The following is an 18,342-nucleotide window of genomic DNA, read 5'->3' as shown; positions in this document are numbered from 1 at the left end:
TCTGGAGAGTGGACGCTCTCCCCGAAACACGGCTAACGCCAGTTGCCAACAAGGATGAAAGGGGCCCAATAGAAGGGGTGATTCAGATTGGGATCGGCAATGAGCACGACTTGCGCACGGCGGAGCGCTTCTGCTTTCGAGAGGCCGTCGCGCACGATGCCTTGGTAGAAGCGCTCCATGACCAACTGCGCCGCCTCGTCGGAAACCGGCCACAAGCTGCCGAGGACGCTCCTTGCCTTGGCCTTGATCGCCGCGCCGGCGATGCCCAGCGGCGAGCGATCGTCGCCTTCGGCCGTCTCGCAGGCCGACAGGGTGAGCAACTCGATGGGAGTTCTTCTGACGCCTTCCACTTGCAGCAGTTTCTGCAATCCATCCATGGTCACCAGGTTGTCGTAGGCCATGATGAAGCTCTCGTCTGCGGTGCTGCCGAAGAAGCCGTGGGTAGCCAGATGGACAATGTGGTATTCACCCTTTGCAAACTCGTCACTCAGGCGTGCCGTGGTGAAGGTTCCGTCGAGCAGGCTGGTGCCGGGCAGGATCTTCGCCAGGCTGTCCACTTCAAGCTTGACGCCCGGCAGGGCCAATTGCTCCTTGACAATGGACATGTCCGCAGCGCTTCTCGCCGCACGGGTGGACAGCGATACTTTGCGCAGTGTTCTATTCTGGGCCAGGGGGAGAGCAGAACGCGAAGCGGGCTGGTCCAGGATTTGGGCCAGCGAACTGCTTGATAGCCGGTCGACGACCGGCCCAGGCTTAGCCATTCCGGCGACAAGAGCGGTAAACACTTGGCCACGGGTAGCTGTCTGACTGGTCATCGACAGGCCACTGTTGATGACCAGCGCGTACTTCTGGACGAGGAACTGCTGGCCATCATAAAGCGTCGCCCAGGGCAGCAAGCGGAGCACGCCGTCGGGCACCACCAGGAGGGTATGCACGCCTTGGGCGATGATTTCGTTCTCGAAAGGCCTGACGAGAATGTCGTAAAGCTTTACCGCGCCGTCGAGGTAATCCGGTTCGCCATCACGGAGTTTTTCCGCATAGGACGATACCAGTTTGCGCAGCGACTGGGCGTCCATGTTCGTCGTATGGCGACTGATGCCGGCGCCTGACTCGAAGATCACCTCGATTCGATCGTGGAGAACGATCGGATAAAAAATCGCCGTCCCCGCCGCCACACCCGCTTGCGTACTGTTCTGCGCCGCGTCGACGCTGCACCGTTCGCCGAGATAATCCTGCAGTTCCGATTGTTTGATGAGTTCGCCCGTGTCGCGAGCGCGGCGCAGCAGAGCGACGCGCTCGCTGCCCTCGGCCGCGTCGGCTTTCTTCAGCAGCAGATCGATAAGGCCGAGATAGATCGGTTCCAAGGTATCGCGAAACGACGAGCGGCCGCTCTCATATTCGATGGGGATGTCCTGGCGAATGCTCTCGACCTGCGCGATGGCGCGCAGGTAGGCCGCCCGCGCCTGCTCGTTGGCGCCTTGCGCCGCGAGCAGGCGGCCTTGGCGCCATTCGAGCCGGAGCAGGATGTCGGCGTATATGCCGTCTACCGTCTGGGCGCGGGTGATCGCGCGGCGGCTCAAGCGCAGCGCTTCGTCGTAGCGGCCCTGCCGCTCATAAAGCTGCGCCAGACCGTCGAGTGCCTCGACCTCGACGCGGACGTCGCCGGCCTGCACGGCCAGGATGCGTGCCTCGTCGAGGTTCTCGTAAGCGATCTGCACGCTGCCGACCTCGCTCGCCAAGATGCCGACAGAGAGTCGCAGGCGCGCACGCGCCAGAGGAATGTTGACACGGGCGAGGTCGCGCGAGATCGCCGCGAGCAGGGTCGGCCGCTCCCGGCGATCGGCTAGGCGGGCCTCGTTGATGCGCGCCATGAGGGCGAGAGCCGAATCGCCGCCGGCCAGCGTCTGCGCTTCGGCGTAGAAGCGCAAGGCCTCGGCTGGCCGCCGGCGCGCAGCGGCCAGGTTGCCAAGTTCGATGGCATAGCGCGCACGTTCGCTGCCCGCGGTCCTGGCGTAGGCTTCGCGCAAGTAAGCCTCGGCCTCGTCGTAGCGCCGAGCCTGCAACAGTGAGGCTCCCAGTTCGCCGCTAGCGGCCACGCGATCTTCGCCGGTATCGAGCGAGCGGAAGTAATCGATGGCCTGCTGCAGATTGCCGCCATTGCGCAGCGCGACGCCTCGTGCCAGCGCCTCCGAATCCGGCGCCGCCTGCGCAGTGAGTGCGAACAGCATGGCCAGCAAGAATCTGACGACAGGCGACCCGAGGATGCTCATTTGCCGTTCCTTACCATGGAAGTCGCGGGAGCGACTCACGAATCTCCCCTCTCCCGCTTGCGGGAGAGGGGTCGGGGGGTGAGATGGGGAATTCGCGGAGCATGCTCCGTGCCCATCGAGCGATTCCGGCGTGCAAGCCGGAATGCGCCCTGCAAGGGAGGGAAACGGTCATGACTTCTCATAACCGTTAGAAAAACGAGTAGGACAACTGCAGCTCGATGCCTTTTTCCTGGAGGTTGGAGCCGTTACTGATCACCGTCCGCGAGTGATAGATCCGTTTCGCCAGCGACAGATCGAAGGTCAGCCCCTGCCAGCGCAGCCGGGTAGCCAGGCCAGCAGAGGCAATGACCGACGCCGCCGCGTCGCTGTTCCAGGCGCGACCATAATCGACGAAGGGCTTCAGGTTGAGCTGCAACTGGCGCGCACCATCGGCCAGCACGGGGAAATCCAGCTCGATGTTGGCCACCACGCCGTTGTCACGCACCAACTGGTTTTCAAGATAGCCGCGCACCGTATTGATTCCGCCGACCGCCATCTGCTCCATGGGAATCAGACGATCGGGCGTGTCCTGGACATTCAGGCGCAGGATCAACTGGCTGCCGTTGTCGAGTATCCGCCGGGCATACTGGGCCTGCCCCAGCCAGATGAAATAGTTGTGGTCCAGCGTCAGGCCAGGGAGGGGGAAGGCGCTGGCCGGGAGCTCGTTGCTTTCGCCGAAGGTGAAGGTCGAGCGCAAAGCCAGCACCTGGTTGTCCGAGCGGTGGGAATACTCCTGCCAGAAGCGCCAGTCGGTGGCCTTCGAAGTGCCCGTCGGCTCTCCGGCAACGAAGGAGAAAGGCTCGCCAAGCAAAGTCGTGCTGTTCTCGCGCCAGACCCGGTTCACGCCGATCGCCAGCCTCTGCCTGAGCGTCTCCGACAGCACCTGGCCGATGCCGATTTCCTTGTTGGTCAGGTCGCTCTTGATGTTGAGCGGCTTGGTGGGTTGCTGGATGACCGAAGACACGCCGCTGTCATAGTAGAGCGAGAGTTGTGTACCCCGGGTGTTGAGCGGCATGCGCCAGCCGATCGCGCCTCGGCGGGCGTCGCCGTGGCCGAGCGGGTCCTGGTAGCTGGCTTCGAGAATGTCGCCGTAGCCGGTCAGGTTGCGTACCCAGCCGGCGATCGTCCCGCTCTGCGGGCCAATCGAGATTGGCAGATAGTTGTTGGCGAAGACGCTCAACTGGTAAGGCCGCGCGCGTTCGACATCGACACTGAGGATCGCCTGGCCACGCTCGGCATCCGGCAGCAATTGGCCGTTCATGCGCGCAAACAGAGGGTCGGTGAGCAGCAACTGGAATCGCTCGCCGAGAGTCAGGATGTTGAGCGGCTCGTCATCGCGCGTCAGGCGGTCGGCGACATAGTGCTCGTTGAGCCGCTCGAGGCCATGCAGGCGAACTTCCTTGAGCCGGCCTTCGATGATATGCAGGGTCAGCGTTCCGTGATCCCAGGCATCGGCGTCTAGAACGGCACCGGAATTGATGTAGCCGCGCTCGACATAGAGCAGTGACACCTTCTGGCGCAGCGTTTCGACGTCGTCGGCGCCGACGGTCTTGCCCACGAAGGGGGCCGCCACAGACTGCAGGTCCTCGGTGCTGACGACCGTGTTGCCGACAAAGCGAACGCTGTCGAGCATGACGCCTGGTGCTCCCGGTGCGGCACCAGCGACGGAGCCATCCGGCGAGATCGGCGGCAGGGTAAAGGGCTCGCCGGGCTTGCGCTCCAGGTAAGGCGGTCGTGCCGGTTCCTGGGCGTTCAGGTGATCCGGTTCGATACCCCGCGCCGAGAGGGCCGTCAGGGCAGTCAGCGCTGCGGCTGCGGCGAGCAAAGGAGTCTTGAGCATTTACAGGACTGCCAGGCAAGGTGAAAAAGTGTTCGTCGGCCGGTTCGCGTGCACGGTGGGCAAGCTCACCGTTGGCGAGGCGACGAAGCCGATGCCGGAAATCTGGCCTGGACTCAGGAAATCCGCTCCGCCAGGCACCAGTCCGCCGCGCCCGACCGGGACCAGCGAACTGCCGCGGGTGTTCTCGCAGAGACGGCGCGCGACCTGGGCGTTGATCAGGCGCGTGTCGAGGCCGATCAGGCTGGACGTGACGTCCAGCCTGGGCACAGAAGTCTGCACCGTTCCGCTGACCCCCGTTGGTGCCGCCGCCTGGATGACGTTGAAGCCGAAAACGCCCGGCTGGTAGGTGTAAGGCGTATTGCCGCCGAGGAACAAGGTGTTGCCACTGGCCACCAGATTGTTCACCGTGATCGACACCAGGCCGCCGCTGGCATTGGTCGCCGCCGTATTGGCCTGGATGAAGCCGGTGTTCATGATCAGCGAGTCGGCGATGATGGCGATGTTGCCGCCGTTGCCGGCCAGCCCAAGGACCGACGTGGCGATCTGCGAGTCCTGCAGCCAGAGTAGCCCGGCGGTGATGTCGATGGCGCCACCGTTCCCCTGGTTGGCAGTGGTGGTGATGCCGCTAGGGTCGAGACGGAGGGTGTCGCTGGCGGTGATCTTGATGCTTCCGGCGGCGACGTTGCCGGTCGATCGGGTGCTGATCGCATCCGGGCTGTTCAGGATCGTGATGCGTGGCGCGGTCACGGTAATCGAGGTGGGCGTCAGCGCTGATGGATTGGCAACCGTGGCCTGGTTCTCGATGGAGATCTGGCCGCCGTTCGCGAGCGTGATGTCATTCGCCGTGACGCTGATAAAACCGGTCTGCCCGGAAGACCCTTTTGCCGCCGCGGCGCTGATCTTGTTCGCATCGCCATCCACCCGAAGCGAGCTGGCACGGACCGTGACGGAACCGGCAGTGCCGGCAGTCAAGGTGCTGGAGGAGATGACGCCGCCGTAGTCGAGGGCAAGCGCCCCGCTCACCGAGACGTCGACGCTGCCGGCATTGCCGGTGCCAAGCACCGCTGCGCTCAGGATGTATCCCCCGCTGCTGCTTCCCCTGCTGCCGATGCCGATACTGCCGGCAGCGATACTGACCGTCCCCGCGTGACCGGTGCCGTAGGTGCTGGAAGATATGTTGCCGCCATCGTCAATGGCAATACTGCCGGCGCTGACCTTGACCGTGCCGGCGCGACCTGAGGAGAAGGCGTCGGAAGAGATGACGCCGCCATGGTCGAGGAAAACACCGCCGATCGCCGAGACGTCGACGCTGCCGGCGTTGCCGGAGCCGAGCGTCGCGACGCTGAAGATGCCGGTTGGGCTGCCGGTTCCCTGACTGCCGATGGTGATGTTGTCAGCGCTGACCTCGACCGTGCCGGCGTCACCGGACGAGGCGGTACTGGAAGAGATGGCGCCACCATGGTCAATGGCCATACGGTCGGCACTAACCTTGATCGTGCCAGCGTGACCAGACGAGTAGGTATTGGACGTGATTACGCCGCCATGGTCGAGGAAAAGGGCTTCAGTCGCCGAGACGTCGACGCTGCCGGCGTTGCCCGTGCCCGCATTCGCCTGGCTGAAAATGCCTGTCGGGATGCCGCTTCCCTGTCTGTCGATGGCGATACGTCCGGCGCTGACGGTGACCGTGCCGGCCTCACCGGAGGAAAAGGTGCCGGAAGAGATTTGGCTGCCATTGGTGATGGCGATACTGCCGGCGCCGACACTGACCGTGCCGGCGCGGCCGGAGGAGTAGGTGTTGGAAGCGATTTGGCCGCCGTTACCGAGCGAAAGATCCCCGCTCGCCGAGACGTCGACGCTGCCGGCGTTGCCCGTGCTGTCAGGCTTCGCTGTGCTGAAGATGCCGGTCAGGCTGCCATTTTCCTGGGCGTTGATGGCGATACTGCCAGCGCTGACTTTGACCGTACCGGCGTGACCCGATGTGTAGGTGTTGGAAGCGATTTCGCCGCCATGAACGACGGAAAGATTCCCGATCGCCGTGACTTCGACGCTGCCGGCGTTTCCGGTGCCGGAACTTGCCTGGCTGAAGATGCCTGTAAAGGCACCGCTTCCCTGTTCGTCGATGGTGATACTGCCGGCGCTGACCCTGACCGTGCCGGCATGGCCGGCGGAGTGGGTGTTGGAAGTGATTTCGCCGCCATGGACGAGGGAGAGATTCCCGGTGGTCGAGACTTCGACGCTACCGGCGTTACCCGTGCCCCGCGTCGCCTGGCTGAAGATGCCTGTAAAGCTGTTACCTTCCTGCGCGTCGATGCGGATGCTGCCGGCACTGATCTTGACCGTTCCTGCGTCACCGGCGGAGGAGGTATCGGAAGCGATTACGCCACCATTGACCAGGGAAAGATCCCCGGTCGCCAGGACTTCGACGCTGCCGGCGTTGCCAGTGCTGCCCGCGCTGCCCACCGCTCGGCTGAAAATGCCGGTAAAACTGCCACTTCCCTGCCTGTCGATGGCGATGCTGCCGGCGCTGACCTTGACCGTGCCGGCGTTGCCAGAGGTGTAGGTATCGGAAGATATGGCGCCACCCTTGTCGATGGCCAGCGTCCCGGCCGTCGAGACTTCGACGCTGCCGGCGCTGCCAGTGCCCGCCTCGGCGCGGCTGAAAATGCCGGTAAAGCCACTACTTTCCTGGCTGCTGATGTCGATACTGCCGGCGCTGACCCTGACCGCGCCGGCGTTACCGGCGGAAAGTGTATCGGCAGAGATGGTGCCGCCATTGACGAGCGAAAGATGACCGGTTGCCGAGACTTCGGCGCTGCCAGCGTTGCCGGTGCCATCCCCCGCTCGGCTGAAGATGCCTGTCACGCTGCTGCTTTCCTGTCTGTCGATGGCGATGCTGCCGGCGCTAACCGTGACCGTGCCAGCGTCACCGGAGGCGTAGGTAGTGGCAGATATCTGGCCGCCATTGACGAGGAAAAGATTGCCGGTCGCACTGCCGGCGCTGACCGTGACCTTGCCGGCGCGACCCACTGAGTAGGTGTCGGCAGATATTTGGCCGCTATTGACGATGGCGAGATCCGCCGCCGCAGAGACCTCAATGCTGCCGGCTTTGCCGGTGCTGACGGTGTCTGTCAGGATTCCTGTGTAGAGGTCGCTGGTCTTGCCGTCGATGGCGATACTACCGGCGCTGACCTTGACCGTGCCGGCATTGCCGGAGGAGCCAGTGCTGGAAGCTATTTCGCCGCCATCGACGAGGGCGAGATTTCCGATCGCCGAGACTTCGATGCGGCCACCGTTGCCCGTACTGCCGAAGGCCGCGTTGCTGAAAACGCCTGTCGTGCTGGGGCTTCCCTGGCCGTCGATGGTGATCCCGCCGGCGCTGACCTTGACCGTGCCGGCGTGACCGCCGGCGTAGGTACTGGCAGAGATGACGCCACCGTTGACGATGGCAAGAGCCTCTTTCGCCGAGACGTCGATGCTCCCGGCGTTGCCCGTGCCAGACTCGGCCCGCGTGAGGATGCCTGTCGTTTTGCTGCTTCCCTGGCTGTCGATGGTGATCCTGCCGGCGCTGACGGCAATCGCGCCGCCATCGATTGCGCCAGCAACCGGTGATCTGATGCTTCCACCATTCAGGATGGCTAGCTTGCCCGATGCCGCTGCCAACATGCCGGTCAAGCCGACCTCCTGCGCCGCCTGGCCGAGAGCCACCACCCGAATGTCGCCCCCCGGCGCGAAAACGACACCATTGTTGATCTCGACGTCCCCGGCGACGATGCTGATCGGCTGCGAGATCTGGGTCGCCATCGTCGCCCCCTCCTGGACAGCGATGGGGGCACGCGTGCTGCCGAGAAAACCGAATGCCTCGGGCGCGGCACTCGACAGCGTGCTGGCCTGCCCAAGATTGGCATAGAACTTGTCGCCGTTGGCGAACTTGACGTAATCGCCCGTGCTGACGTGAAACGCGCCGGGGACATTGATCGAGGCGCCGGCGCCGAAAACGACACCGGACGGGTTGATGAAGAAGAAGGCCGGCGCCGAACCCGCAGCCGGCGTCAGTTGCAGCATCCCGTTGATCTGGGATGGCGATCCACCGGTGACGCGACTGATCACATTGGCAAGTGTAGCCGTGCTCGTGGTGAAGTCGGCGGTTTGCCCCGTGTCGATATTGAACTTCGAGAAACTATGGAAGAGGTTGTTACCGACGACTGAGCCCAGGGCTTGCGGGATAACAAAACGTCCCGCGCCCGCATTCGCGCCGGCAATCGTCTGCCGCGCGCCGACGCTGCCGTCGGTAGCGATCCCGGCCCCTCCGTAGCCGCGCATGGCCATCGTCAGCAGTGCCGCAGTGACCAGCACCCGAGAGAGAAAGAGTGACCGCAGCCAGAATGTCCCTATCATGATGTTCCCCCGACAATTGACTCAGTTTCTAGCGCAATCGCGCTGGCGCAGCCGATCAGCGAGCCAGCCGTAGACGGCCAGATTGATGAGCATTACCGCAGCCGCCAGGCCGAGCTGAATGCGGCGCGTCAGCACGGCCGGATAAATCATGTGGGCACCGGAGTCGGTCACTCGGGGGGGTCGTCCACTCATGATCGTGTTGGGGCCATCGGTGTAGCCTCCCGGGCCAGCGTTACCCTGGTAGAACCGCCGGCGTCGGAAGACGGTCCGGGAGGCAGGGCAGAGAGCATGAGTATCGCCGCCGGAGGGTCCCCGGTCAAGTGCCGCTACCCGGTCTGCGCACCGTTTCAGAAGCTCTCGTTGAAGCCTCTGATCTGTCGCCGGGCCTTCTTGGTCGGCCGACCGCGCAGGTCACTGCCAGGGACAGGCGCGAGTCGTCGGGCTTCTTGCTGCGCAGCACGCCTTTGGCCGCTCTCACGCGTCTCCTGGTAGAGCCGCTGCGCTTCGACGGCCGGGCGCCGCTGTTCGTTGAGGCCCTGGACGACAACGGCCCAGACGACGTCACCGATAGCGATCTCGAGCTGGTCGCCGCAGCGGATCTCGCGAGCGGGCTTGACGGAGTGGCCGCCGACCCTGACGTGGCCAGCGGCGATGGCCAGCGCCGCCAGTGAGCGCGTCTTGTAGAAGCGTGCCGTCCACAGCCACTTGTCGACCCGCATGTGCTCCAGCGCGGTTTGCTCCGGGTTGGTCACCAGCAGGCCCTGCTCACGGACAACTTCCCGCGTCGCTGTGGTAGGCGTCCAGGTTCAGGTGGCGCAGGCGCTCCAGATAGCAGCCATAATGCCGTCCCCAGCGGAAAGCCCGGTCGTCGGCCAGCAGACCGGGCAGGTTGGTCAGGTCCAGTTCGGCGACCCGCAGGTATTCGCCGCCCGTCGCACGCAGCAAGCCCTCGACGAGCAGCATGTCGGAAAGCAGATACACTCCGAAGACCGGGGACGCGTCGACCAGAGCCGTGCTTGTCTCGCTGGAGAGCGGCGCGATGCGCTGGATTGCCTTGCTCAGCGCACGGAACTGAAATCCGTCGCGGTCGATAGCGCTCGCTGAAATCGACCCCCCGGCCGCCAGTCGGGTCAGCGCGGGAAATACACCGCGACTGACCGGACGGCTGACAGCGGTCATGGTCACCGGCGCAGGAAGGGCGTGCGACACGCGAGCGAGCTTTTCGTCGGCCAGACGGCGTGCAATGGCCACCTCCTCATCGCTCATTGGCTGCAAATGGCAGGGGGCTGATTCGCTGCCTCGAATCGCCCGGCACAAATGCCGGTACCAGACCTTCTGGCCCAGCATCTCGCCGAGAGATGTGTCCGCGCCGGAAATCTGCAGGCTGCCGCCGCCGATGTCGAGCACGTGACTGGTCGTCAAGCCCTTGCCGAGAAGTTGCCGCGCACCGAAGTAGCCATAAGCTCCTTCTACGGTTTGGGGAATGACCAGGACGGCGACGCCGGTCGCCTCACGAATCTGCGCCAGTATCGTCAGCAAACGTTCCTTGTCCTGCTGACCGGCAAGACGCCAAGCCGAAAAGCCACCTCCCACACGTTCGCAATCGCCCGCGAAGCCCGCTGTCGCAGGCAGTTCCGCAAGGGCCGACACTGTCGCCGGCAAAGTGGCCTCAAGTCCGCGCCCCGACCATAGCGCCGCCAGGTAATCGATCTCTGTGCTCCGCGTGACCGCGCTGTTCGAAGCGCCTGCCCGAATTCCGGAAGATCCCATGTCAAAGGCGATACGGCAGCGTTCGCCGGCCAAGGCCGACGACAGGAGGCAGGCGAGAAAAACGAGGCAAACCACCGAGCGGCCAACGGGAAGCATTCTCTTCATGTCGACATTTTGCCTCAAGCCACCAACATCACAAAGAATGGACCCCATCAATGAATGCCTATCCCGATTACTCCCACCATCGCCGGCAGGGCGTCGCCTTTACCAACCACCCCCATGATCACCGCTCAAGGCCAAGTAGCCTCACCCCGGGCGCAGGCGGCACCGACGACCCGGCCAAAGCTGCTCACACCGGCGCTTTTGATGAAGACGCATTGCTTGCCCAAACGCTTGCACTGGTCCTTTACGCGCCACCAGTTATCTTGACTGGTGGACTCGCCATGGAGAAATGCTTCCTTCAACCTGTGGCAATGCGAATCATTCTCATGTATACTGCGTCCGTGTTGGCCAGCGTCGCGGCGGTTTTTTTCGCAGGCATGCAGATGACCATGGAATTGAAGGGAGGTAGCAAAGCACATGAAAGCGATGGAATTGATCAGCCTGTTTGACCTTCCGATGGGCCAGGAGGGAACGGTAAGCAGCGGGCCGCTCGTCACTAGCGGCGAGGCGACCGACCGGGAACTGGCATTGCGCCTGTTCGAGATCGGTTTTGTCGATGGCGAGCGCGTGCGCATCGTCGCCCGCGGGTATCCGGGCGGCGATCCGGTCGCAGTGCGGGTCGGCAACACGATGTTCGCCTTGCGCCGCTTCGAAGCCGAGCGGGTGCTGGTCGCTCCGCTACGCAAGGACGAGGTAAACGCATGAGCACTGCGAATATGGCCTTGCGGCTGGCCCTGCTGGGCAACCCGAATTGCGGCAAGACGGCACTGTTCAATTTGCTCACCGGCAGCCGGCAAAAAGTCGCCAACTACCCTGGCGTGACCGTCGACCGCAAAGAGGGGCAACTGACGACGCCGGCGGGCAAGCAGTTTCGCGTCCTCGACCTGCCGGGGGCGTACAGTCTCAACGCCGTCAGTATCGATGAGGAGATTACCCGCGACGTCGTGCTCGGCGCCCTCGCCGGCGAAGAGCGTCCCGACCTGCTGGTCTGTGTCAGCGACGCGACCAACCTCAAGCTCAACCTGCGGCTGGTGCTGGAGGTGAAGCGCCTCGGGTTGCCGATGGTGTTGGCGCTGAACATGACCGACCTGGCCAAGAAGCGTGGCATCGCCATCGACGTGCCGGCGCTGCAGCGCGAGTTGGGCATGCCGGTGGTCCAGACCGTTGCCGTCAAACGCGGCGGCGCCAGCGAGTTGATTGCCCAGCTCGAAGCGGCCTTGCCGGGTGATCTGCCGCATCCGACTGCCTGGCTGCCGCCGGATGTCGCCGACGTCACCGCCACTCAGCGCGAAGTACGGCGCATTCTTGCCGCAACGGTGCGCGAGCCGGTGCTCGACACGCGCTTTGACGAGCGCATCGATCGCGTCGTACTGCACCCGGTGTGGGGAATGCTCATTCTGGCGGCGACGCTGTTCCTGATGTTCCAGGCGGTGTTCAGTTGGGCCAATGCGCCGATGGATCTGATCAAGAGCGGCGTCCAGGCGTTCGGCGCGTTCCTTACCGAGCGCATGCCGGATACCATCCTGCGCAGCTTACTGGTCGACGGCATCGTCGCCGGCGTCGGCAGTGTGCTGGTCTTCCTGCCGCAGATCCTGATCCTGTTCCTGTTCATTCTGGCCCTCGAAGACTCAGGCTATCTGCCGCGCGCGGCGTTCCTGCTCGACCGTTTGATGGGTACCGTCGGCCTCTCCGGCCGCTCGTTCATCCCGTTGCTATCGAGCTTTGCCTGCGCCATTCCCGGCATCATGGCCGCGCGTACCATCGCCAACTGGCGCGACCGGCTGGCGACGATCATGATTGCGCCGCTGATGACGTGTTCGGCGCGGCTGCCGGTCTACGCGCTGATCATCGGTGCTTTCATCCCGAACACCACGGTGGCTGGCGTCTTCAATCTGCAGGGGCTGGTGTTGTTCGTCCTCTACGTGGCCGGTGTGGTCAGCGCGATGGCGGTCGCCGGCATGCTCAAGCTTACCGTCGCCAGAGGCTTGCAGCATCCGCTGATGCTCGAATTGCCGTCATACCGCTGGCCGCATGGCCGCAATCTGGTGCTCGGTCTGATCGAACGCGCCAGGATCTTCCTCATGCGCGTCGGCAACATCATTCTGTCGCTGATGGTCGTGCTGTGGTTCCTGTCATCGTTTCCGGCGGCACCCGACGGCGCCATCGGACCGGCGATTCAATACAGCTATGCCGGCATGCTCGGCCACGCGCTCGAAGTCGTCTTTGCGCCGATCGGTTTCAATTGGCAGATTTCGATCGCCCTGGTCCCCGGCATGGCGGCGCGGGAAGTCGCCGTGGGGGCGCTGGGAACGGTCTATGCGCTTTCGGCAACCGGCGACGTCGCTGACCAACTTGCGCCAATGCTGGCTGCCGGCTGGTCGCTGGCGACGGCTTACTCGCTCCTCGCCTGGTACGTTTTCTCGCCGCAATGCCTGTCTACCCTGGCGGTCGTCAAGCGCGAGACCAACTCGTGGCGCTATCCGCTGCTGATGGCCGGCTATCTGTTTGCATTGGCGTATGGCGCGGCTTTCGTCACTTACCGCGTGGCATTGCTCCTCACCGGAGGCTGACATGTTCGAGGAACTGGTGGTCTACAGCGCGGTGGCCTGCGCCGCTACCTACGCGACCTGGCGGCTCGTGCCGGGCGCTGTGCGGGTCGCACTGGTCGAAGGCTGTGTCAGGCTGGCGCAGCGGGTCGGCTTTGCTCAACCCGACACGGAACTGCGAAACCAACGGGCCCGCGCCAATGGCAGCGGCTGTGGCGGTTGCAGCGGCTGCGCCAGAAAACCGATCCCACGGAGCGTGGCGATGGTCACCAAGACAAAAACGAAAGACCCGTAAAATTGCAGGCCTGGCCTCTTCTGTGGCACTAACTGTGGAGAATGAAAATGAGTGAGTTCAATCGCGAAGAAGCAATTGCCGTTCTCAACGAAATCATGGAGCTTGAGCTGGCGGGCGTTGTCCGCTACACGCATTACTCGCTGATGATTTTTGGCTACAACCGCATCCCGATTGTGGACTGGATGAAACAGAACGCCGACGAGAGCCTCATGCACGCCAGTCGAGCAGGCGAACTGGTAACCCTGCTCGGCGGGCATCCCTCGTTGGGGATCGGCCCGCTGCTCGAAACGCACAGGCATGACATGGGCGATATTCTGCGCGAAAGTCTGGAGCACGAAACATTGGCCAGAGGGGCTTACTATCGGCTGCTCGCGCTCGTTGAGGGGAAGAACGTCCTGCTCGAAGAATACGCCCGCGAACTGATCGTCAGTGAAGAGTTGCACAGTGACGAGGTCAACAAGATGCTTCGACGGCCGGGAGAGACTGAAGCATTCCAGGCCTGATATACCGGAGCCAACCGAGAGCGCCTGCTCTGCGCTTGCCGTGCAGGCCCGGGCGGCGAATTCATGTTTGGGGCTGAATCGTGTTTGATGTACCATTCGAGACGTTTGGGTGCCTTGCTCCACGACCGTGGGGCGGGTGAAACGGGAAGCCGGTGACTCTGATTCTTCAGACATTCCGGCGCAGCCCCCGCTGCTGTAAAGTCTGACGACTCCGCAAAACGCCACTGTGCTCGGGCATGGGAAGGCTGCTGGAGAAGCTCGACGGCAAGCCAGAAGACCGGCCCGAATAAAACGTAGCGCCATTCCCCGGGGTAAAGGGAGCGCGTCTGTTGATTCGCTGTCAGTCGGCTTTTTCGTGCTGCGGCTTTTCTTCCGATCTGATTGCTTTTCTCTCCGAATGGCGCTCCTGGTCATTTCTTGGGAGAGATTCATGCACATCATGGAAGGCTTCCTGCCTGTAGAGCATGCAGTCGGTTGGTCGGTGGCGTCCGCGCCGTTCGTTGCTTACGGCCTTTACGCCGTCAAGAAGCGCATCCGCGAAAATCCGGAGCAACGGATGCTGCTCGGCGTGGCAGCAGCCTTTACCTTCGTTGTCTCGGCGTTGAAACTGCCCTCAGTGACCGGCACGTGCTCGCATCCCACCGGCACCGGGCTTGGTGCCATCCTCTTCGGCCCGGCAGCGATGGCGCCGATTGGCATGGTGGTGCTGCTCTTCCAGGCGCTGTTGCTCGCCCACGGCGGTCTGACGACACTCGGGGCCAACATTTTCTCGATGGCTATCGTCGGACCATTCGCTGCTGCCGCTTTGTTTCGCCTGGCGCGCAGCCTGAAGCTTTCCTTCGCGGTTGGCGTCTTCATCGCCGCCAGCATGGCTGATCTGCTGACTTACGTGACCACCTCGCTCCAACTGGCCTGGGCCTTCCCTGACCCGGCAGGCGGTTTTGTCGCCTCTTTTGCCAAGTTCGCCGGAATTTTCGCGATCACCCAGATCCCGCTGGCGATCAGCGAGGGGCTACTGACGGTGGTCATCTTCAACGCCTTGATCCGCTTCAACCCACAGGAGTTGAAGGACCTCAAGCTTCTTGACGGCAGCGAGGCGCACGCATGAAACACCATCAAAACCTCGTGCTGCTGATTCTGGTTGTCCTGCTCGCCGTTTTTCCGCTGTGGCTGGTACAGAAGCCGGCACCGGCTGCCGATGGCCAGCGAGTCGAGATCTTTGCCGGGTCAGATGACAAGGCAAAGGATCTGATCGGTGACATCAATCCGAACTACAGGCGATGGTTCGAGCCGCTGATCGAGCCGGCCAGCGCGGAGATCGCCTCTCTGCTGTTCGCTTTGCAGGCTGCTCTGGGGGCCGGTTTCATCGGCTACTACCTGGGCGTTTCGGTCACCCGTGAAAAGTATTCTGCACGCGGCAAGGCAGTGGAGGAAGGTGCCGCATCATGCTGATCGAGCAATCGGCCTACGCCAATCGATGGCGGAAAGCCTCGCCGGCGGCCAAGGGAATCTTCGCGCTTGGCGGCTTCTGCGCGGCTTTCGCCGCGGGGGCGCCGGCAGCCGCTGTGGTCGTCGCTCTCCTGATCGCCGCAGCGACGCTGGCTGGCGCCGGAATACCGAGCGGACGCTATCTGCGTGCGGTGACGCCGGCGTTCTTCTTTCTCGGCATCAGTTGCCTGTCGCTGGCGTTCTCTCTGAGGCTCGATGACGGCACCGGCGAACTCTCGTTGGCGCTGACGCCGAGCGGTATGCAAAAAGTTGCCGAAGTCAGCGCACGTTCGATCGCTGCGCTGACGGCACTGCTCTTTCTTGTCCTGACGACGCCACTCACTGACCTGATCGCGCTCTTTCGCCGCTTGAAAACCCCCGAAGTGTTGCTCGAAATCATGGTGCTTTGTTACCGGATGCTGTTCGTTCTTTCGGCAGCAGTGCACGACACCTTGAGCGCGCAATCCGCCCGGCTGGGTTACGCCACACCGCGTCTCGCCATACGTTCGCTCGGCGGTCTGGCGGCCAACCTGACCTTGCAGGTGTGGCAGCGCGCCCACGCCTTGCACATGGCGGCGCAGGCGCGCAACAACGATGGCCCTTTGCGTTTTCTCGAACCGGTTTTTGCCAATAGCGGCCGCGATGCCATCATCGCGACGGCGGCTGGCAGTGCGCTCGTCGCGCTGGCCGTAGGGTGGTCATGAAGTCGCCCGCAGACAATACGAATACGCTGCTCGAACTGGAGAACGTCACTTTTCGCTATCCCGATGGCTGTGTCGGCCTCGATGGCTGTTCGCTGGCCATCCACCTCGGCAGCCGCAATGTCCTGATTGGCGCCAATGGATCAGGCAAGACGACGCTCTTTCAGCACGCCAACGGTCTGCTGCGTCCGCAGTCGGGTCTGGTGCGCTACGCCGGAGCAGCCGTCGATTACAGCCGTGGCGGCCTGCGCCAACTTCGCAGCAAGGTTGGCCTGGTTTTCCAGAATCCGGATCACCAACTCTTCTCGGCCAGCGTGCAGGAAGACGTTTCCTTCGGGCCGCTCAATCTCGGGCTGGGTCAGGAGTCGGCACGCGAACGTGTCGCAGCAGCGCTGCAGGCGGTGGGGATGGCCAGTTTTTCCGACAAGGCCGTGCACAACCTGAGCTTTGGACAAAAGAAGCGGGTCTGCATTGCCGGCGTCCTCGCCATGGACCCCGAGTTGCTGGTGCTCGACGAGCCGATGGCCGGCCTTGATCACGGCATGCGGAAGGAGCTGTTGGCAGTGTTGGACGAGCTTAACGGCCGGGGAATTACCCTGCTGCTGGCAACCCACGATATCGACTTCGCCTACCGCTGGGCCGACCGGATTCACTTGATGACCGGCGGACGCTGTGTTGCTTCGCTGGACGCGGCGAAACTGGCGGACGATGGTCACGCTTTGTCGGCAGTTGGGCTGCCATTGCCCGCAGTCGTTGAACTGCAGCGCGCACTTGGCGCGCACGGGCTGCTCTCGGACAGTGCCTTGCCGCGAAGCCACAGCGAGCTGTTGGCCATGCTCGATGGGCCAACAAGCCAAAGCCACTGAGTGCGGCGATGGTCACCAAAACAAACACGAAAGGCACTTGACATGTTCATTCCAGAAAACAAGGCTCACCACCTGGTTACGGCATTACTGCTCTCTTCTTTTCTCGGGCAGCCGCTGGCCGCTATGGCGGCTGACAATCCGGTCGCGCCTGGCGAGGTCGATGCGGCCACCCCCGTAGCGCCTCCCGACGCCGCGGCTGCGGCCGAACCCGCTGCCGCCGACGACACCCCCAACTGGCAGGAAATCACCGTGACCGGTGACTGGGGCGGCGCTCGCAAGCGTCTCTACGACGCAGGGGTGCAGGCCGACCTCCTGTACACCGCCGACTACCTCTACAACACCACCGGCGGCCTGCAGCGTGGCGGCGCCTATGTCGGCCACGCCGACATCATCGTGCAGTTCGACGGCGAGAAGCTTTTCGGCTGGAAAGGCGGCTCCGGCTATCTGCAACTGATCAGCAACAGCGGCGGCAGGCCCAACCTCAATTACGTCGGCAGCCTGATGGGCATCGACAACTTCGAGGCGCCAGTCAACCGTAGCGGCATCTTCAAGGCCTGGTTGCAGCAGTCTTTCCTCGACGACAAGGCGTCCGTACGGGTCGGCCTCTACCCGATCGATAGCGAGTTCTACGTCACCGATTCGTCGGGGGTCTTCCTGCATCCGTCCTTCGGCATGGCTGCCGAGGCTGCCAACTTCGGCAGTCTCGCCGGTCCCTCGATCTACGCCACGAGTTCCTACGGCGCCCGCCTGCGCATCGATCCCGATCCCGCCTGGTACGCGATGTTGGCGGTGACGCGGGGAATCCCGTCCGATCGGATCGCTACGTCCGGCCCCAACATCAGTTGGCAGAACGGTAGCGGCAGCATGCTGATCGGTGAACTAGGCCTCAGCCCGGCCAAGGCAGGATGGCTCCACGATGGACCCGTATCCGGCGAGCAAAAGAGCGACGACAAGAAAGGCGACGATTTCCAGCCGATCAGCAAGCTGGCCCTCGGCGCCTGGCGCTATACGCCGCAGTTCCCGCAACTCGTTGCCGTCGATGCCGCCGGCGACCCGCTGCTGGCGACGCACTGGGGCGCCTACCTTCTCGCGGAACAGAGCGTTTATCGGGTGCCCAGGTCGAATCGCGATCTGGCTGCCTTCGTCCGCTACGGCTTCACCGACGGCACCACCAGTACGCTTGCGTACTCGGTCAGCGTCGGCCTGAGCAGCAGGGGCACGTTCGCCAGTCGCGAGAAAGACAGCTTCGGGATCGCCGTGACGCGTGCGCACGCCGACCCCCAGGGACGTGCCCAGTTATCGGAATCGATCGGCGCGCCGCTGTCGTCGAGTGATGAAACCGCTCTGGAAGTGACTTATCGCGCGCAAGTGCTGCCTGGAGTGGTCGTGCAACCCGTCGTCCAGCGCATCGTCCACCCCAATCTCTCGCTGCCGAATTCCACTGTGGCGGGTGTCCGCGTGCAGATGGCGCTTTGAGCACCGGTCAGGTCCAGGTCTAAAGACTTTCCCTGTGGTGCCGTTATACTT

At 63.4% G+C, this 18,342-nt stretch carries 16 protein-coding genes and 1 riboswitch; of the genes, 10 read left to right on the top strand and 6 right to left on the bottom strand.

Going from position 1 to position 18,342, the window contains the following annotated elements:
* Window positions 1-32 precede the first annotated feature (32 nt).
* The 6 genes from ACCAA_RS00225 to ACCAA_RS00200 all read right to left on the bottom strand — a co-directional run bounded on the left by ACCAA_RS00225 (window position 33) and on the right by ACCAA_RS00200 (window position 10,419).
* Window positions 33-2,270, bottom strand: coding sequence for a CHAT domain-containing protein (locus tag ACCAA_RS00225; protein ID WP_186405242.1), 2,238 nt, complete (start codon window positions 2,268-2,270; stop codon window positions 33-35).
* Between the two features lie 187 nt (window positions 2,271-2,457).
* A complete protein-coding gene (locus tag ACCAA_RS00220; protein ID WP_186405241.1) occupies window positions 2,458-4,149 on the bottom strand; it encodes a ShlB/FhaC/HecB family hemolysin secretion/activation protein in 1,692 nt (563 codons plus the stop codon).
* Complete coding sequence (locus tag ACCAA_RS00215) at window positions 4,150-8,544, bottom strand: beta strand repeat-containing protein (RefSeq protein ID WP_186405240.1); 4,395 nt, start codon at window positions 8,542-8,544, stop codon at window positions 4,150-4,152.
* A 21-nt stretch (window positions 8,545-8,565) separates the two neighbouring features.
* The gene (locus ACCAA_RS00210; RefSeq protein ID WP_186405239.1) at window positions 8,566-8,715 is read right to left on the bottom strand and encodes a hypothetical protein; all 150 of its coding nucleotides are present in this window, start codon (window positions 8,713-8,715) and stop codon (window positions 8,566-8,568) included.
* A 176-nt stretch (window positions 8,716-8,891) separates the two neighbouring features.
* Window positions 8,892-9,296, bottom strand: coding sequence for an RNA-binding S4 domain-containing protein (locus ACCAA_RS00205; RefSeq protein ID WP_425394429.1), 405 nt, complete (start codon window positions 9,294-9,296; stop codon window positions 8,892-8,894).
* A gap of 13 nt (window positions 9,297-9,309) precedes the next feature.
* Window positions 9,310-10,419 carry a Ppx/GppA phosphatase family protein gene (locus ACCAA_RS00200; RefSeq protein WP_186405238.1) on the bottom strand — a complete coding sequence of 370 codons (1,110 nt, stop codon included), beginning with the start codon at window positions 10,417-10,419 and terminating at the stop codon, window positions 9,310-9,312.
* Between the two features lie 50 nt (window positions 10,420-10,469).
* Between ACCAA_RS00200 and ACCAA_RS00195 the strand changes: the two genes are divergently transcribed.
* From ACCAA_RS00195 to ACCAA_RS00150, 10 genes are all read left to right on the top strand, one after another.
* Window positions 10,470-10,865 carry a hypothetical protein gene (locus ACCAA_RS00195; protein WP_186405237.1) on the top strand — a complete coding sequence of 132 codons (396 nt, stop codon included), beginning with the start codon at window positions 10,470-10,472 and terminating at the stop codon, window positions 10,863-10,865.
* Entirely contained in the window at window positions 10,834-11,121 is a 288-nt protein-coding gene (locus ACCAA_RS00190; RefSeq protein ID WP_186405236.1) for a FeoA family protein, read from the top strand. Before ACCAA_RS00195 ends, ACCAA_RS00190 begins: the two co-directional genes overlap by 32 nt.
* Window positions 11,118-12,986 carry a ferrous iron transporter B gene (gene feoB / locus ACCAA_RS00185; RefSeq protein ID WP_186405235.1) on the top strand — a complete coding sequence of 623 codons (1,869 nt, stop codon included), beginning with the start codon at window positions 11,118-11,120 and terminating at the stop codon, window positions 12,984-12,986. Before ACCAA_RS00190 ends, feoB begins: the two co-directional genes overlap by 4 nt.
* A gap of 1 nt (window position 12,987) precedes the next feature.
* Window positions 12,988-13,257: a hypothetical protein gene (locus tag ACCAA_RS00180; protein ID WP_186405234.1), complete on the top strand. Its 270-nt coding sequence runs from the start codon at window positions 12,988-12,990 to the stop codon at window positions 13,255-13,257.
* Window positions 13,258-13,304: 47 nt separating this feature from the next.
* Window positions 13,305-13,760 (top strand): ferritin-like domain-containing protein, encoded by a 456-nt coding sequence (locus ACCAA_RS00175; protein WP_186405233.1) that lies wholly within the window; start codon window positions 13,305-13,307, stop codon window positions 13,758-13,760.
* A 90-nt stretch (window positions 13,761-13,850) separates the two neighbouring features.
* Window positions 13,851-14,060, top strand: a riboswitch (cobalamin riboswitch).
* Window positions 14,061-14,190: 130 nt separating this feature from the next.
* Window positions 14,191-14,868, top strand: coding sequence for an energy-coupling factor ABC transporter permease (locus ACCAA_RS00170; protein WP_186405232.1), 678 nt, complete (start codon window positions 14,191-14,193; stop codon window positions 14,866-14,868).
* Entirely contained in the window at window positions 14,865-15,212 is a 348-nt protein-coding gene (locus ACCAA_RS00165; RefSeq protein ID WP_186405231.1) for an energy-coupling factor ABC transporter substrate-binding protein, read from the top strand. Before ACCAA_RS00170 ends, ACCAA_RS00165 begins: the two co-directional genes overlap by 4 nt.
* On the top strand, window positions 15,206-15,952 hold the full coding sequence (cbiQ, locus tag ACCAA_RS00160; protein WP_186405230.1) for a cobalt ECF transporter T component CbiQ: 747 nt from the start codon (window positions 15,206-15,208) through the stop codon (window positions 15,950-15,952). The genes ACCAA_RS00165 and cbiQ overlap by 7 nt, the downstream gene beginning before the upstream one ends.
* Window positions 15,949-16,815 carry an energy-coupling factor ABC transporter ATP-binding protein gene (locus tag ACCAA_RS00155; RefSeq protein WP_186405229.1) on the top strand — a complete coding sequence of 289 codons (867 nt, stop codon included), beginning with the start codon at window positions 15,949-15,951 and terminating at the stop codon, window positions 16,813-16,815. Before cbiQ ends, ACCAA_RS00155 begins: the two co-directional genes overlap by 4 nt.
* A 42-nt stretch (window positions 16,816-16,857) precedes the next feature.
* A complete protein-coding gene (locus ACCAA_RS00150; protein ID WP_186405228.1) occupies window positions 16,858-18,291 on the top strand; it encodes a carbohydrate porin in 1,434 nt (477 codons plus the stop codon).
* Window positions 18,292-18,342: the final 51 nt, after the last annotated feature.

The sequence above is a fragment of the Candidatus Accumulibacter aalborgensis genome (assembly GCF_900089955.1).
Classification (GTDB): domain Bacteria; phylum Pseudomonadota; class Gammaproteobacteria; order Burkholderiales; family Rhodocyclaceae; genus Accumulibacter; species Accumulibacter aalborgensis.
Note: the sequence above shows the minus strand (reverse complement) of the source record. Positions and strands in the feature narration are given on the sequence as shown.

Coding starts and splice junctions, on each gene's coding strand:
- ACCAA_RS00225 (WP_186405242.1), bottom strand. CDS start 2,270: ATGAGCATCCTCGGGTCGCCTGTCGTCAGATTCTTGCTGGCCATGCTG.
- ACCAA_RS00220 (WP_186405241.1), bottom strand. CDS start 4,149: ATGCTCAAGACTCCTTTGCTCGCCGCAGCCGCAGCGCTGACTGCCCTG.
- ACCAA_RS00215 (WP_186405240.1), bottom strand. CDS start 8,544: ATGATAGGGACATTCTGGCTGCGGTCACTCTTTCTCTCTCGGGTGCTG.
- ACCAA_RS00200 (WP_186405238.1), bottom strand. CDS start 10,419: ATGAAGAGAATGCTTCCCGTTGGCCGCTCGGTGGTTTGCCTCGTTTTT.
- ACCAA_RS00195 (WP_186405237.1), top strand. CDS start 10,470: ATGAATGCCTATCCCGATTACTCCCACCATCGCCGGCAGGGCGTCGCC.
- ACCAA_RS00190 (WP_186405236.1), top strand. CDS start 10,834: ATGAAAGCGATGGAATTGATCAGCCTGTTTGACCTTCCGATGGGCCAG.
- feoB (WP_186405235.1), top strand. CDS start 11,118: ATGAGCACTGCGAATATGGCCTTGCGGCTGGCCCTGCTGGGCAACCCG.
- ACCAA_RS00180 (WP_186405234.1), top strand. CDS start 12,988: ATGTTCGAGGAACTGGTGGTCTACAGCGCGGTGGCCTGCGCCGCTACC.
- ACCAA_RS00175 (WP_186405233.1), top strand. CDS start 13,305: ATGAGTGAGTTCAATCGCGAAGAAGCAATTGCCGTTCTCAACGAAATC.
- ACCAA_RS00170 (WP_186405232.1), top strand. CDS start 14,191: ATGCACATCATGGAAGGCTTCCTGCCTGTAGAGCATGCAGTCGGTTGG.
- ACCAA_RS00165 (WP_186405231.1), top strand. CDS start 14,865: ATGAAACACCATCAAAACCTCGTGCTGCTGATTCTGGTTGTCCTGCTC.
- cbiQ (WP_186405230.1), top strand. CDS start 15,206: ATGCTGATCGAGCAATCGGCCTACGCCAATCGATGGCGGAAAGCCTCG.
- ACCAA_RS00155 (WP_186405229.1), top strand. CDS start 15,949: ATGAAGTCGCCCGCAGACAATACGAATACGCTGCTCGAACTGGAGAAC.
- ACCAA_RS00150 (WP_186405228.1), top strand. CDS start 16,858: ATGTTCATTCCAGAAAACAAGGCTCACCACCTGGTTACGGCATTACTG.